This window comes from Pseudoalteromonas sp. B131b, from assembly GCF_037162545.1.
GTDB classification, from domain to species: Bacteria; Pseudomonadota; Gammaproteobacteria; order Enterobacterales; family Alteromonadaceae; genus Pseudoalteromonas; species Pseudoalteromonas fuliginea.
The window spans coordinates 3,030,945-3,045,763 of the sequence record NZ_JARLUZ010000001.1 but is presented as its reverse complement, the minus strand read 5'-3'; the positions used below and the strand labels follow the sequence as shown (position 1 = coordinate 3,045,763).

The window sequence follows — 14,819 nt, the reverse complement described above, 5'->3', positions numbered from 1 at the left end:
AATAGAGTCTGTAATTGTATGAAGAGAGTGTTATGGATCAAAGTACTACACAAATTTATAAACGGTTAATTTCTTACGTCGGTGCATATAAGAGTGTAGCCTTCGTCGCTATTATAGGAATGATTGGCTATTCAGGAATGGACGCGCTATTTATTCAATTAATGAAACCATTTATTGATGAAGGTTTGAACCAACGAAACAGCGATGTATTAAAGTATGCTCCATTTGTTGTTATTGCACTGGTGATTGGGCGTGGTATTTTTAATTTTATGTCATCGTATTGTTTAAGCTATGTAGGTTCACAAGTTGTACGATCTTTACGCCAAGAGTTATTTGAGCACATATTGCATTTGCCCGTTTCTTTTCATGACAAAAACTCTACGGGCGATTTAATTTCAAAAATCACTTTTGACACAGAGCAAGTTCAACAAGCAATAACTAAAGCGCTACTTATTGTTGTACGTGAAGGGGCCTTTGTCGTCTTTTTACTTGGTGTAATGTTTTATACCAGTTGGAAGCTCTCACTTATATTTCTAGTCATCATCCCTCTCGTCGCTATTATTGTAGCGGTTGTATCGAAACGTTTTCGCCATATTTCTAAAAGTATCCAATCAGCTATGGGGCAGGTTACACGTAGCTCTGAACAAATGCTTAGCGGACATAAAGTAATTCACGGGTTTGGTGGACAAGAGCAAGAAATAAATAAATTTTCTAAAATTAATAATCATAACCGTCAGCAGCGCATTAAAATGGATGCGACAAAAGCCTTAAGTGTATCCATTATTCAAATACTCGCCGCAAGTGCTATGGCTGTTATTTTATGGGTGGTATCGATGCCTTCTATGATTGATACTATAAGCTCTGGGGATTTTGTGGTTCTGATATCATCAATGATGATGTTGCTGCGCCCACTTAAACAATTGGCTAATGTTAATAGCGATATGCAACGTGGCATTTCTGCATCTCAAAGTATATTTTTAATACTTGATGAAAATGTAGAGAAAGATAATGGCACAGTCGCTGTTGATAAAGTGAAAGGGTTAATTGAAGTTAAAAATGTAACCTTTAAGTACCCAACTAAAGATGAAGCCGTATTAAACGATTTGTCGCTAACGATTAAAGCGGGTGAAAGTATTGCCTTAGTAGGGCGCTCAGGCTCGGGTAAATCAACTATTTCTAATTTATTACCACGTTACTATGATTTAGATCTGCCGAGTGAAATATTACTTGATGGCATAGCCCTGAAGGATTATAAATTAACAGATTTGCGTCGCCAATTTGCTTTGGTTTCTCAGCAAGTCGTGTTATTTAACGATACGATTGCCAACAATATTTGTTATGGCATAAAGCATGATGTAACTAATGACGAATTAGTACAAGTAGCAAAACAAGCGCATGTTTGGGAGTTTGTTAAAGATCTTCCAGAACAATTAAACACCATGGTAGGTGAAAATGGCGTAATGCTTTCTGGTGGTCAACGCCAGCGAATAGCTATAGCGCGTGCAATATTAAAAGATGCACCTATTTTGATTTTAGATGAAGCAACATCAGCACTTGATACAGAGTCTGAAAAGCTTATTCAGCAAGCGTTAGAAACGCTAATGAAAGACAAAACCTCAATTGTTATTGCGCATCGCTTATCTACTATTGAAAACAGTGATCGAATTTATGTTATTGATAACGGTCGTGTAATAGAAAGTGGCGATCACAATAGCTTATTAGCAAATGACGGTACGTATTCAGCCCTTTGCAAAATGCAGTTTGGTGATCAGGCGTGAGCAAAATAGAACAAAGTTGGTATAAACCATTTGGTCTAATTACTTTATTGTTATTACCATTGAGTGCTCTGTTTTGGATTGTATCGACATTTCGAAAATGCTTGTACAGCGCTAAAATAATTAAAGCGTTTGAGTGTAAAACGCCTGTTATTGTAGTCGGCAATATAAGTGTAGGCGGCAATGGTAAAACCCCTTTTGTTTTGTGGTTGTATGAGTATTTGACCGGGCAAGGTTTATCAGTGGGTATTATTAGTAGAGGCTACGGTGGGCAATCAGATAATTACCCGCTGTTAGTCACTTCAGTTGTTAACGCCCAACAGGCTGGAGATGAGCCTGTACTTTTATACCACCGTTTAAAATGCCCAATAGCGGTTGGTCCTAATAGACAACACAATATCGATTTATTAGAAAATAACTATACGCTAGATGTCATTATTTCTGATGATGGAATGCAGCATTATAAAATGCCACGTAGCATTGAGTGTTGTATTGTTGATAGTGAACGCCGTTTTGGTAATGGCTTTGTTATGCCTGCAGGGCCACTTCGCGAAACAACTAAACGCTTACAAAATGTGGATATAGTAATTGAAAATGGTGGTGAGGCTAATAATAGCTACACGCTAAAAGTAAGTAACTTACGATTAGTTAATTCAAGTGATGATGTAAAACACACAGTGACTCATGCACATGCAATAAGTGCAATTGGTAATCCTAAACGGTTTGAAAACTCACTTGAAGCACAAGGCATTACGTTATTATCGACTCATCATTTTAAAGATCATTATGCTTATACAGCCGATGATTTTGTCCAGTTTGGCGATGATTACATTATAATGACGGAAAAAGACGCCGTTAAATGTGAGTCCTTTGCCAAACCTAATTGGTATTATTTACCAGTAGATGCACAACCTACCGATAGCGTTATAAATAAACTAAATTCATTATTAAAAGAAAAAGGAATACTCAATGGCCTTTGATACAAAACTACTCGAGATAATTGCTTGCCCAGTAGGCAAGGGTAAATTACGTTTTGATAGAGAAAATAACGAACTAATTAGCACGGCAGCTAAACTTGCTTATCCTGTAAAAGATGATATTCCAGTATTACTTGAAAATGAAGCGCGTGAGTTATCTTTAGAAGAGGTTGAAAAGTGGAATTCGTAGTTGTTATACCTGCGCGTTTTGCATCAACCCGACTACCAGGAAAACCACTTGCCGATATATGCGGTAAGCCAATGGTTCAACATGTTTACGAAAAAGCATGTTTATCAGGGGCTAGCAAAGTTATTGTAGCAACCGATCATCAAAAAGTATTTGATGCAGTAAGTTTATTTACTAGCGACGTAGTAATGACTCGCGAAGATCACCAGTCTGGCACTGAACGGTTAGCAGAAGTAGTTGATTTACTTGAACTTGATAACGATACAATTGTGGTTAACGTACAAGGCGATGAGCCATTACTTGCACCAGAAAACGTATCTCAAGTTGCTGCACTATTAAGTGATTCAACAGCACCAATGGCAACGTTAAGTGTTGCTATTGAAGAGCGTGATGAAGTATTTAATCCTAATGCCGTTAAAGTGGTGAGTGATATAAATAAAAATGCCCTGTATTTCTCTCGTGCAAGTATACCGTTTGATAGAAATACAATGATGGATGATAGCACGGCTCTTAATTTATCACCGTTCCAACGCCATGTAGGTATTTATGCGTACAGAGCGGGTTTTATTAAACAATATATAGAACTGAGTGTATCACCACTTGAATTGCTTGAATCGCTTGAGCAGTTACGTGTCTTGTATCATGGTTATAAAATCAAAATAGAACAAGCTCAAATAGCTCCCCATGCAGGTGTCGATACGCCCGATGACTTAGCTAAAGTGATAGCGTATATTAAAAGTAAAAACGTGTGAGTGAGCAAGTAAGTAAGATATTAAACGTTGTTTATACACATAACGATTTTTATATTTTAGAAAAGCCAGCAGGTCTTAATTTTCATTCAGAAGAGGGGCCTGGTTTTGTTGTGTTAGCCGAACAACAATTATCGCAAAAGCTTTATGCCGTTCATCGTTTAGATAAAGTGACATCAGGGCTTATTATTTTAGCAAGAAACAAAGCCTCTGCAGCCGCCTTTACTGTTATGTTTACTGAGCATGCGATTAATAAATTTTATTTAGCGATTAGTGATGCTAAACCTAAAAAGAAGCAAGGGTGGATAAAAGGCGATATGGCTAAATCTCGCCGTGGCTCATTTAAGTTACTAACGAGTACACTTAACCCTGCAATCACCCGATTCTATTCTCTGAGTTATAAGCCAGGATTTAGAGGGTATATTTTAAAACCTTATTCAGGAAAGACGCATCAATTAAGAGTGGCACTAAAAAGTGTGGGCGCAGCTATTTTTGGCGATGCAATGTATTCAGGCACGCCTTCAAATCGTACCTATTTACATGCATATGCGTTAAGCTTTTTATGGCAAGGTGAACAAATACAGCTAACTTTATTACCCGATAGTGGTGATGAGTATTTGGCGTTAATTAAACATCAAGATTTTCAAGCATGGCAATCGCCATGGCAACTGGATTGGTAAATGAGCGAAAAAGTTACAGATATACGTTTTGGCGGGATCAAACGTCTATATGGTCATCAACAGTTTGATTGGCTTCAAGAAGCACACTTTTGTGTAGTAGGTATTGGTGGTGTAGGAAGCTGGGCGGCTGAAGCGCTCGCGCGTACTGGTGTTGGTAAAATAACATTGATTGATTTGGATGATATTTGCGCCACTAACGTAAATAGGCAAATTCATGCGTTAACGGGCACTATTGGTCAAGCTAAAGTCGATGCAATGAAAGCGCGCTGCGAGCTTATTAACCCAGAATGCCAAATTAGTGTAATAGATGATTTTATTACACTTGATAATATTCAAGAACATATTCAAGGTTTTGATTATGTGATTGATTGTATTGATGCAGTTAAAGAAAAGGCGGCATTAATAGCGCATTGTAAACGTAATAAACTCCCTATAATTACAACCGGTGGTGCTGGCGGGCAAACTGATCCTAGCCAAATAACTTTTGGTGATGTAGCTAAAACTACGCAAGACCCATTACTTGCAAAAGTGCGCTATATTTTGCGCAAGCAGTATAATTTTAGTAATAACCCTAAGCGTAAGTTCAATATTGATTGTGTTTACTCAACAGAGCAATTGGTTTACCCAGGAAGCGATGGCAGTGTATGTCATGCTAAGCAAAGTGCTGATGGCTCGATGAATATGGACTGTAATAATGGTTTTGGATCTGTGACTATGATCACAGGAAGCTTCGGCTTTTTTGTTGCGGCAAAAGCTGTTCGAAAATATTTGGATAAAAAGCAGCGTCTACTTACAACGCTTGATTGTGATAGAGCTTAGAGCACTTTTTGTTGTGCCATGGTTTTTATTTTTTCAATCATGGCTTTAATTCCATTGCCACGAGAAGGGCTTAAGTGACTAATTAAGCCTAATTTTTCAAACTCTTCATACGCATCAATTTTAATTACCTGCTCTGGTGTTAAACCGTTATACAGCGCTAATATTAAGGCTAGTAAGCCTTTTACAATACGTGTATCTGAGTCACCTATAACGACTAAAGAGCTCTCTGTTAAATCAAACTCTACAAACATCCACACTTTACTTTCGCAGCCTGGTACAAGGGCATCATCAATTTTCAGCGATTCTGGTAATATAGGTAATGTTTTACCCAACAGCATTATTTCACGATATTTTTGCTGCCAAGCGGGTGCATTTTTTATAGATTCAGTGACTTTTTTAAACGTATTTGTCATGAGTTATCCTAATTAATTCTATTAAAGTGACGTTTAATCCAATAAAGCGATACATTTTTTAAGCGAATGGATAAATATATCTACATCTTCAAAGGTATTGTAAAAGGTTAAACTAGCTCTAACTGTTCCATTAACGCCTAAATGTGCCATTAAAGGTTGTGTACAATGGTGTCCGCTCCTTACTGCAACCCCATATCCGTCAAGTAAAGTTGCCAAATCGTAAGGATGCTCATTTTTAAAGTTAAAGCAGAGCGTACCAATATTGTCAGTTAGGTTGCTATATATTGTAATACCCTCAATCATTACCAATTTTTTTGCTGCATAATTAAATAATTTTTGCTCGTAGCGCTGAATTTTACCGTGGTCTAATTCATTTAAATAGTCTAATGCAGCACTAAAGCCTAAAACGCCGGAAATATTCGGTGTGCCGGTTTCAAATTTTGCAGGTGCTGGGCGATAAGTACTGTGGGTTAAATATACTTTATCGATCATTTCACCGCCTGATTGATATATATCTAAGGCGTTTAATTCCTCATATCGACCATAAAGTACACCTAAGCCTGTTGGACCAAGCATTTTATGGCTTGAGCAGACATAAAAATCACAGTTTAATTCCCGTAAATCAGGTTTTAAATGCAGTGCACCTTGCGCACCATCGACTAAAACAAGTGAATTCACCTCTTTTGCAGCTACAATTAGTGGCTTTAAATCAGTGATATTACCGAGTGTGTTCGATGCTTGTGTAATAGCTAATAAGGCAGGTTCTGTTTCTTTTATAAATTCACAGCATTCTTGTGTGTTTAGTGTGCCGTTTTTATTAAGCGGCAGCGATACTAATTTAGCACCTGTTTGTTGACTCACTATTTGCCAAGGCACTATGTTTGCATGATGCTCAAGTGGAGATATCATTATGGTATGACTTTTATCTAAACGCTTTTTTAAGCCGTTAGCGACCAAGTTTATTGCCTCTGTAGCGCCTTTTGTCCAAACAATCTCGTGGCTGAACACATTAAAATACTGAGCCATTTTATCTCGTGCTTGCTCGTATAAATTAGTAGCTTGTTCGCTGAGCGAGTGACGGCCACGGTGTACATTTGCGTTTTGAGAAGTGTAAAACTCAGTAATTGCATTAATAACTGATTGAGGCTTTTGCGAGGTTGCAGCTGAGTCTAAATAAACAAGCGGGTAGCCGTTTATAGTTTGATTTAAGGTAGGGAAGTCACTTCGAATTTTATTTATGTCAAACTCTAAAACAGTCATTAGCTTCATCAATGTAGTCATTTTAAGGCGAGAATTGTAGACACTTTTTTATTATTCTCAAGTAACAAATAATAAAAAAGGCCGCAAAGCGGCCTTTTAAAATATTCAAACAATACTAAAGCGGATTAGCGCTTATCAGTTGATACGTAGTCACGTGCAGTGTAACCAGTATAAAGCTGACGAGGGCGGCTTATCTTATGACCAGGTTGAGATAACATCTCGTCCCAGTGAGTGATCCAACCAACAGTACGTGCCATTGCAAAAATAACAGTGAACATGCTTGTTGGAATACCAATCGCTTTTAAGATAATACCTGAGTAGAAATCTACGTTAGGGTAAAGTTTCTTCTCTACGAAGTACGGGTCTTCTAGCGCGATTTTCTCAAGTTTCATTGCAATATCAAGCAATGGATCTTGGATATTAAGCTCAGCTAAAACTTCATGACACGTTTGACGCATTACTGTAGCGCGTGGGTCAAAGTTTTTGTAAACACGGTGGCCAAAGCCCATAAGGCGGAACGGGTCAGCTTTATCTTTAGCTTTTGCTACATATTCATCGATACGGTCAACAGAACCGATTTCTTCTAACATGTTTAAACATGCTTCATTAGCGCCGCCGTGAGCAGGGCCCCAAAGAGAAGCAATACCAGCAGCAATACAAGCGTATGGGTTAGCACCAGATGAACCTGCAAGACGTACTGTAGACGTTGATGCATTTTGTTCATGGTCAGCATGAAGCATGAATATTTTATCCATTGCTTTAGCTGTTATAGGGTTAACTTTGTATTCTTCAGCAGGTACAGAGAACATCATATGTAAGAAGTTTTCTGCATAACTTAAATCATTACGTGGGTATACAAACGGTTGGCCGATGTTTGTTTTATAAGCCATTGCAGCAATAGTTGGTAACTTAGCAACTAGCTTAACTGCGCTTGTTTTACGTTGTTCTGCATCAGTAATATCAAGGTCTTCATGATAAAAAGATGATAACGCACCCACTACACCACAAAGCATTGCCATTGGGTGAGCGTCAAAGCGGAAACCTTGGAAAAAGTTAGCAATCTTCTCGTCAAGCATAGTGCTTGTAGTGATTTCATTCTTAAAAACTTCGTATTGCTCTTTAGAAGGTAATTCACCATTTAACAGTAAATAACATAACTCAATGTAGTTTGAGTCGTCAGCTAATTGTTCGATTGGGTAACCGCGGTGAAGTAAAATGCCTTTACCACCATCAATGTAGGTGATTGCAGATTCACAAGAACCAGTCGACATGAAACCTGGGTCATAAGTAAAGTGACCATGTGAACCTAACGTACGGACGTCGATTACATCTTGGCCAGCAGTGCCTTGATAAATTGGAAGTTCGATTGGATCTAGCCCATCAATTTGGACTGTGGCTTTTTTATCTGCCATCGTTATGTATCTCCTATTAAGATATCTATTCTGATTTTTAGATTTTTAAAGTTCTGAAATCTGTTTTAAGCACATCTTCGCATTTTAACGTGAAAGAGGGGTGTAAAGTCAATTTTTATAAACATTATGCATATATGTATAATAAATATTCTGTATTATTTAAATATAATACCATTGGCTAATTCGCAAACATCTATAAATAAACAAGAATTGTAAAAAGCCCTGTGGGTATATATACTAACAGTGGTTTTAAACCGCATTGTATTTGGGTAAACATTTTTTTACAGCTTAACTTTTGCTTAAATGTGAACTTTAACTGTTTTAATACGTTTACTTTGATAGTTCCACCAGTAATATTTGGTGGGTTTTTAGAAAAGCAAGTAGATGAGCTCCACTGCGAGCAAGATGGGCAAGTAACTGTGAAAAAGCAAAGACCTGTAAATCTAGATCTAACAACTATATCTATGCCGGCAACGGCTAAAGCGTCAATATTCCACCGCGTCACCGGTGTTGCATTGTTTTTTGCTTTAACGTTTGTCATTTGGGCTTGGTCTGAGTCTCTCTCTTCAGCTGAAAGTTTTGAATTCGTCAAGGGTCTGTTTAACGGATTCATTGCCAAATTTATAGCTTGGGGCACTGTTTCTGTATTAGGTTATCACCTTATTGGTGGTATCCGTCATATGATTATGGATATGGGACATTGGGAAGAACTTGAATCAGGTAACCTCAGCGCTAAAGTTTCAATGGCTCTTGGTGTTGTGTTTGCCGTATTGGCAGGGGTGTGGATATGGTTTTAAATCAAGCAACTCTTAAACGTGATGGTGTACAAGATTTCGTATCTTTACGTACCACGGCATTAATAATCAGCGCGTATGCGATTTTTATTATCGGCTATTTTTTAGCGACGCCAGAAGTCACTTTCGAAGCCTGGACAGGCCTCTTCTCTAACCTAGCAATGAAAGGGTTTACATTAATTACCCTTGTCTGCGTTATGGTTCATACCCGCATTGGCCTTTGGCAAGTTCTTACAGACTATGTTAAGTGTGCGAAGTTACGTGCTGTTTTAGGTTTTATATTAAACCTAATGGCCGTTGCGTACGTAGCTATTGGTCTAATTGTATTATGGGGTGTTTAAGTGAAATATTCTGTTCGTGAATTTGACGCCGTAGTAATTGGTGCAGGTGGTGCAGGTATGCGTGCCGCTCTAGCAATTACTGAATCTGGCAAAACGTGTGCATTAATTTCTAAAGTATTTCCAACTCGCTCACACACTGTATCTGCACAAGGTGGTATTACAGTAGCGCTTGGTAATTCACACGAAGACAACTGGGAATGGCATATGTACGATACCGTTAAAGGTTCCGATTTTATCGGTGACCAAGACGCAATCGAATACATGTGTCAAACAGGCCCAGAAGCGATTACTGAATTAGAAAACATGGGTCTACCATTTTCTCGTTTTGAAAATGGCCGTGTTTACCAACGTCCTTTCGGTGGTCAATCGAAAAACTTTGGTGGTGAACAAGCCGCGCGTACAGCCGCTGCAGCTGACCGAACTGGTCACGCGCTATTACACCTTCTTTATCAACAAAACGTAAAAAACAAAACAAATGTATTCTCTGAATGGTATGCACTTGATTTAGTTAAAAACGATAATGGTGATGTGGTAGGGTGTACTGCAATTGAGATTGAGACAGGTGAAATTACTTATTTCAAATCTAAAGCTGTAGTGCTTGCCACTGGTGGTGCAGGTCGTATATTTGCATCAACCACTAATGCCCACATTAACACTGGTGACGGTGTTGGTATGGCAACACGTGCTGGTATTTCTATGCAAGACATGGAAATGTGGCAGTTCCACCCAACGGGTATAGCTGGTGCTGGCACGCTAGTTACGGAAGGTTGTCGTGGTGAAGGCGGTTATCTTTTAAATAAAGATGGCGAGCGCTTCATGGAGCGTTATGCACCAAACGCGAAAGACTTAGCCTCTCGTGACGTTGTTGCGCGTTCAATGATGACTGAAATCCGTGAAGGTCGTGGTTGTGATGGTCCTTGGGGTCCTCACCTTAAGTTAAAACTTGACCACTTAGGTGAAGAAACACTTAATTTACGACTTCCAGGCGTATGTGACCTAGCTAAAACATTTGCTCACGTTGACCCTGCAAAAGAGCCAATTCCAGTAATCCCAACGTGTCATTATATGATGGGTGGTGTTCCTACTAACGTAAATGGCCAAGCGCTACAAATCGATGCTCAAGGCAAAGAAACAGTAGTTCAAGGTTTATTTGCAGTAGGCGAGATTGCCTGTGTATCTGTACACGGTGCAAACCGCTTAGGCGGTAACTCGTTACTTGATTTAGTTGTATTTGGTCGTGCTGCTGGTAACTTCTTAGGTAAGTACCTTAAAGATGTTGAAGTATCAAAGTCAGCTTCAGAATCAGACTTAGAAGCGTCTCTTGCACGTTATAATCGTTGGGAAAACTCAACGGCTGGTCAAGGTGAAGATCCAGTTCAAATCAAAAAAGACCTACAGCAATGTATGCAGCTTAACTTCTCGGTATTCCGTGAAGGTGATTCAATGGCTACAGGCCTTCAAGAACTTAAAGAAATTCGTGAACGCCTGCAACATGCTCGTCTTGATGATAAATCATCAGACTTCAATACGCAGCGTATCGAATGTCTTGAACTAGATAACTTAATGGAAACAGCTTACTCAACTGCAGTAGCTGCAAACTTCCGTACAGAAAGCCGTGGCGCACATTCTCGCTTTGACTACCCAGATCGTGATGACGAAAACTGGTTATGTCACTCAGTATTTAATCCTGTAACGGATGAAATGAGCAAGCGTGATGTAAACTATGCGCCTAAAACGCGTGAAGCTTTCCCACCTAAAGCACGTGTTTACTAGGAGATAGACGATGGCACAAGTACAATTTTCAGTTTATCGTTATAATCCAGATATTGACAACGCTCCTCGTATGCAAGAATACACCTTGCAAACAGAGGAAGGTCACGACATGATGGTGTTGGATGCACTTATTCTTTTAAAAGAACAAGATCCTACATTATCTTTCCGTCGTTCATGCCGTGAAGGTGTGTGTGGATCTGATGGTGTTAACATGAATGGTAAAAATGGTTTAGCATGTATTACTCCTTTATCTACGCTACAAAAAAATGGCAAAGGTAAAATCGTAGTACGTCCATTACCTGGTTTACCTGTGGTTCGTGACCTTGTTATTGACATGAGTCAGTTCTACACTCAATACGAAAAAGTAAAACCTTATTTAATTAATGATCAGCCTGCTGCAGGCGAACGTCTTCAAACCATCGAAGAGCGTGATAAATTAGATGGGCTTTATGAGTGTATTTTGTGTGCATGTTGTTCGACATCGTGTCCTTCGTTCTGGTGGAATCCAGACAAGTTCATTGGTCCAGCAGGGCTTCTTCACGCTTACCGTTTCTTGGCTGATAGCCGAGATACAGCAACTGAAGAACGTTTAGCGGATTTAGACGATGCGTTCAGTGTGTTCCGTTGCCACAGTATCATGAACTGTGTTAGCGTTTGTCCTAAGGGTCTTAACCCGACCAAAGCAATTGGGCAAATCAAATCTATGTTATTAAACCGAGCGGTTTGATTACTTAGTAAACGTAAGATGGCTAATACAGATTATTAGCCATCTTGTTATGATAACTATTAATTTCTGCGCTAAAGAAAAGGGCTTATAAATGCACGAAGGTGTGATGAAGGCATGGCTAGAATCTTCACATTTAAACGGCGGTAACGTTGCTTATGTAGAAGAGCTTTATGAAGCGTATTTAGACGATGCGACTTCTGTGCCAGAAGAATGGCGAGAAGTGTTCGAACAATTACCTAAAGTTGATGGTGTGGATGTTGAAGTAAAACATTCAGAAGTTCGAGCGCAGTTTGCACAGCTTGCCAAAAACAAGCATAGAGAAGTAGTGGTAGCAGAGGGTAGTGGCGGTGACCTTAAACAGGTTAAAGTTCTACAACTTATTAATGCTTTCCGTTTTCGTGGACACCAAAATGCAAACCTAGATCCATTAGGTATTTGGGAACGAGAACGTGTACGAGATTTAGAGCTAGATTACCACGACTTATCAGCAGCTGATTTTGACCGCGAATTTAATGTAGGATCGTTTGCCGTTGGCCGCGATACTATGCCTTTAGGTGAACTATACCAAGCACTAAAAACTACATATTGTGGTTCGATTGGCGCCGAGTATATGCACATCACATCGACAGAAGAAAAACGTTGGTTACAACAGCGTTTAGAATCTGTTCAGTCTAGGCCTAAATTCGAAAAAGAAGAAAAGCTGCGTATCCTAAAAGGATTAACGGCAGCTGATGGTCTTGAAAAATATTTAGGGGCTAAGTTCCCAGGTGCTAAGCGTTTCTCACTTGAAGGTGGCGATGCATTAGTTCCAATGTTAAAAGAGCTTATTCACCGCGCTGGTGAAAGCGGCCAACAAGAAGCTGTTATAGGTATGGCTCACCGTGGTCGTTTAAATGTGCTTGTGAACGTACTAGGTAAAAACCCATCAGAGTTGTTTGATGAGTTTGCTGGTAAACACAAAGAAACATTAAGTTCTGGTGATGTTAAATACCACATGGGTTATTCATCTGACTTTGCTACTAAAGGTGGCAATGTTCATATGGCGCTTGCGTTTAACCCGTCTCATCTTGAAATTGTAAATCCAGTAGTTATGGGCTCAGTCCGTGCTCGTTTAGATCGCTTAGGTGATAGCTCTGGTATTAAAGCGCTACCAATCACAATTCATGGTGATTCTGCGGTTACAGGTCAAGGTGTTGTACAAGAAACGTTTAACTTATCACAAACTAACGCGTTTAGTTGTGGTGGTAGTATTCGTATTGTTGTAAATAACCAAGTTGGTTTTACTACATCAAAACAAGACGACGTACGCTCTACTGATTACTGTACTGACATTGCTAAAATGGTTCAGTCACCTATCTTCCACGTTAATTCTGATGACCCTGAAGCAGTTGCATTTGTTACTCAACTTGCGCTTGATTTCAGAAACCAGTTTAAGCGTGACGTAGTAATCGATTTAGTGTGTTATCGTCGCCATGGTCACAACGAAGCTGATGAGCCTAATGCTACGCAGCCTTTAATGTACCAAAAAATTAAAAAGCATCCAGTTCCACGTTTAATCTATGCCGATCAACTTATTGCTGAAGGTTCTTTTTCTGAACAAGAAATAAAAGCCTTAGCCGATGAGTATCGTAACGCATTAGATGAAGGAAATTGTGTTGTTTCAGAAATTCAGCCAGAGACATCACATTCTTCAGATTGGGCAAAGTATGTTGGCCATGAATGGGATGTTGATTACGATGCCAGCGTACCTGTTGAAGAGCTTAAGGCACTTGGTGAGAAAATTGCTTCTTATCCTGAGCAATATAAAGCACAGTCACGCGTTAAAAAGATTTACGATGATCGTAAGTTAATGGCTTCTGGTGAGAAGCCTCTTGATTGGGGTATGGCAGAAACACTTGCTTATGCAACAATTGCAACTGAAGGTACTGACATCCGTTTGACGGGCCAAGATTCAGGTCGTGGAACATTCTTTCATCGTCATGCTGTTGTTCACAGTCAATCAGATGGTGCTACTTATACACCTCTACAGCACTTAAGTGAAGATCAAGGTACTTTCCAAGTATTTGACTCTGTTTTATCTGAAGAAGCTGTCGTTGCTTTTGAATATGGTTATGCAACAGCTGAGCCTACGTCATTAGTACTTTGGGAAGCGCAATTTGGTGACTTTGCCAACGGTGCACAAGTTGTATTTGACCAATTTTTAAGTTCTGGTGAGCAAAAGTGGGGCCGTTTATGTGGTCTGACAATTTTGTTACCACATGGCTACGAAGGTCAAGGTCCAGAGCATAGTTCAGCACGCTTAGAGCGTTTTCTACAACTATGTGCTGATCACAACATGCAAGTATGTGTTCCGTCTACTCCGGCACAAGTTTACGCTATGCTTCGTCGTCAATCAGTTCGACCACTTCGTCGTCCACTGATTGTTATGACGCCTAAGTCGTTACTGCGTCACCCTCTTGCTACTTCATCGCTTGAAGAGCTTTCGCACGGTGTTTTCCATAATATGATCGACGAAGTTGATGATATTAACCCTGAGAAAGTAGAACGTGTTGTATTTTGTAGTGGTAAAGTTTATTACGAATTACTACAAGAGCGTCGTAAACTTGAGCTTGATAATGTAGCCATTGTACGTGTTGAACAGTTATACCCGTTCCCACACGACGAAATGCAAACAATTATGGAGCGTTACCAACACGTAACTGATTTTGTATGGTGTCAAGAAGAGCCACAAAACCAAGGTGCATGGTACTGTTCACAACATCACTTTATTGATGCAATCCCACAAGGTGCTAAATTAAAATATGCAGGGCGTAAAGCGTCTGCATCACCAGCGTGTGGTTACATGTCAGTACATACTAAAGAACAACAAGCGCTCGTTGCCGACGCGCTTACTATAGAAAATAAAGGATAAG

General features: G+C 39.5%; 14 protein-coding genes. 11 read left to right on the top strand and 3 right to left on the bottom strand.

The features are described 5' to 3' along the window. The first annotated feature begins 32 nt into the window (after positions 1–32). From msbA to tcdA, 6 genes are read left to right on the top strand one after another with little or no spacing between them, the layout of a single operon-like run. A complete protein-coding gene (gene msbA, locus P4S65_RS14045; RefSeq protein WP_096793191.1) occupies positions 33–1,778 on the top strand; it encodes a lipid A export permease/ATP-binding protein MsbA in 1,746 nt (581 codons plus the stop codon). Next, on the top strand, positions 1,775–2,755 hold the full coding sequence (gene lpxK, locus P4S65_RS14040) for a tetraacyldisaccharide 4'-kinase (protein WP_337120411.1): 981 nt from the start codon (positions 1,775–1,777) through the stop codon (positions 2,753–2,755). Before msbA ends, lpxK begins: the two co-directional genes overlap by 4 nt. Continuing rightward, a complete protein-coding gene (locus tag P4S65_RS14035; RefSeq protein ID WP_007375741.1) occupies positions 2,745–2,942 on the top strand; it encodes a Trm112 family protein in 198 nt (65 codons plus the stop codon). The genes lpxK and P4S65_RS14035 overlap by 11 nt, the downstream gene beginning before the upstream one ends. Next, the gene (gene kdsB / locus P4S65_RS14030) at positions 2,930–3,691 is read left to right on the top strand and encodes a 3-deoxy-manno-octulosonate cytidylyltransferase (protein WP_096793189.1); all 762 of its coding nucleotides are present in this window, start codon (positions 2,930–2,932) and stop codon (positions 3,689–3,691) included. Before P4S65_RS14035 ends, kdsB begins: the two co-directional genes overlap by 13 nt. Beyond that, on the top strand, positions 3,688–4,368 hold the full coding sequence (locus P4S65_RS14025) for a TIGR01621 family pseudouridine synthase (protein WP_096793188.1): 681 nt from the start codon (positions 3,688–3,690) through the stop codon (positions 4,366–4,368). Before kdsB ends, P4S65_RS14025 begins: the two co-directional genes overlap by 4 nt. Beyond that, positions 4,369–5,187, top strand: a complete 819-nt coding sequence (gene tcdA / locus P4S65_RS14020; protein ID WP_096793187.1) for a tRNA cyclic N6-threonylcarbamoyladenosine(37) synthase TcdA — start codon at positions 4,369–4,371, stop codon at positions 5,185–5,187. Here tcdA and P4S65_RS14015 read toward each other — a convergent pair. The 3 genes from P4S65_RS14015 to P4S65_RS14005 form a co-directional block, all read right to left on the bottom strand. Then, positions 5,184–5,600 carry a SufE family protein gene (locus P4S65_RS14015; protein ID WP_007375745.1) on the bottom strand — a complete coding sequence of 139 codons (417 nt, stop codon included), beginning with the start codon at positions 5,598–5,600 and terminating at the stop codon, positions 5,184–5,186. The two genes, tcdA and P4S65_RS14015, sit on opposite strands and share 4 nt — an antisense overlap. A gap of 33 nt (positions 5,601–5,633) precedes the next feature. After that, entirely contained in the window at positions 5,634–6,860 is a 1,227-nt protein-coding gene (locus P4S65_RS14010) for an aminotransferase class V-fold PLP-dependent enzyme (RefSeq protein ID WP_337120764.1), read from the bottom strand. Between the two features lie 125 nt (positions 6,861–6,985). After that, entirely contained in the window at positions 6,986–8,272 is a 1,287-nt protein-coding gene (locus P4S65_RS14005) for a citrate synthase (RefSeq protein ID WP_007375747.1), read from the bottom strand. A gap of 419 nt (positions 8,273–8,691) precedes the next feature. Here P4S65_RS14005 and sdhC point away from each other — a divergent pair, with 419 nt between their 5' ends. The 5 genes from sdhC (at position 8,692) to sucA (ending at position 14,818) form a co-directional block, all read left to right on the top strand. Further along, entirely contained in the window at positions 8,692–9,069 is a 378-nt protein-coding gene (gene sdhC, locus P4S65_RS14000; protein ID WP_076914908.1) for a succinate dehydrogenase, cytochrome b556 subunit, read from the top strand. After that, complete coding sequence (sdhD, locus tag P4S65_RS13995; protein WP_007375749.1) at positions 9,060–9,407, top strand: succinate dehydrogenase, hydrophobic membrane anchor protein; 348 nt, start codon at positions 9,060–9,062, stop codon at positions 9,405–9,407. The genes sdhC and sdhD overlap by 10 nt, the downstream gene beginning before the upstream one ends. Continuing rightward, positions 9,408–11,180 carry a succinate dehydrogenase flavoprotein subunit gene (gene sdhA, locus P4S65_RS13990; RefSeq protein WP_337120410.1) on the top strand — a complete coding sequence of 591 codons (1,773 nt, stop codon included), beginning with the start codon at positions 9,408–9,410 and terminating at the stop codon, positions 11,178–11,180. It begins immediately after the preceding gene. A 10-nt stretch (positions 11,181–11,190) separates the two neighbouring features. Then, positions 11,191–11,907, top strand: coding sequence for a succinate dehydrogenase iron-sulfur subunit (locus P4S65_RS13985; protein WP_096793185.1), 717 nt, complete (start codon positions 11,191–11,193; stop codon positions 11,905–11,907). A gap of 91 nt (positions 11,908–11,998) precedes the next feature. Beyond that, on the top strand, positions 11,999–14,818 hold the full coding sequence (gene sucA, locus P4S65_RS13980) for a 2-oxoglutarate dehydrogenase E1 component (RefSeq protein WP_337120409.1): 2,820 nt from the start codon (positions 11,999–12,001) through the stop codon (positions 14,816–14,818). The last annotated feature ends 1 nt before the right edge of the window (position 14,819 follow it).

What these genes read in the sequence shown, in the direction of transcription:
- msbA (WP_096793191.1), top strand. Translation starts at nt 33, where the DNA reads ATGGATCAAAGTACTACACAAATTTATAAACGGTTAATTTCTTACGTC.
- P4S65_RS14035 (WP_007375741.1), top strand. Translation starts at nt 2,745, where the DNA reads ATGGCCTTTGATACAAAACTACTCGAGATAATTGCTTGCCCAGTAGGC.
- tcdA (WP_096793187.1), top strand. Translation starts at nt 4,369, where the DNA reads ATGAGCGAAAAAGTTACAGATATACGTTTTGGCGGGATCAAACGTCTA.
- P4S65_RS14015 (WP_007375745.1), bottom strand. Translation starts at nt 5,600, where the DNA reads ATGACAAATACGTTTAAAAAAGTCACTGAATCTATAAAAAATGCACCC.
- P4S65_RS14010 (WP_337120764.1), bottom strand. Translation starts at nt 6,860, where the DNA reads ATGACTGTTTTAGAGTTTGACATAAATAAAATTCGAAGTGACTTCCCT.
- P4S65_RS14005 (WP_007375747.1), bottom strand. Translation starts at nt 8,272, where the DNA reads ATGGCAGATAAAAAAGCCACAGTCCAAATTGATGGGCTAGATCCAATC.
- sdhD (WP_007375749.1), top strand. Translation starts at nt 9,060, where the DNA reads ATGGTTTTAAATCAAGCAACTCTTAAACGTGATGGTGTACAAGATTTC.
- P4S65_RS13985 (WP_096793185.1), top strand. Translation starts at nt 11,191, where the DNA reads ATGGCACAAGTACAATTTTCAGTTTATCGTTATAATCCAGATATTGAC.
- sucA (WP_337120409.1), top strand. Translation starts at nt 11,999, where the DNA reads ATGCACGAAGGTGTGATGAAGGCATGGCTAGAATCTTCACATTTAAAC.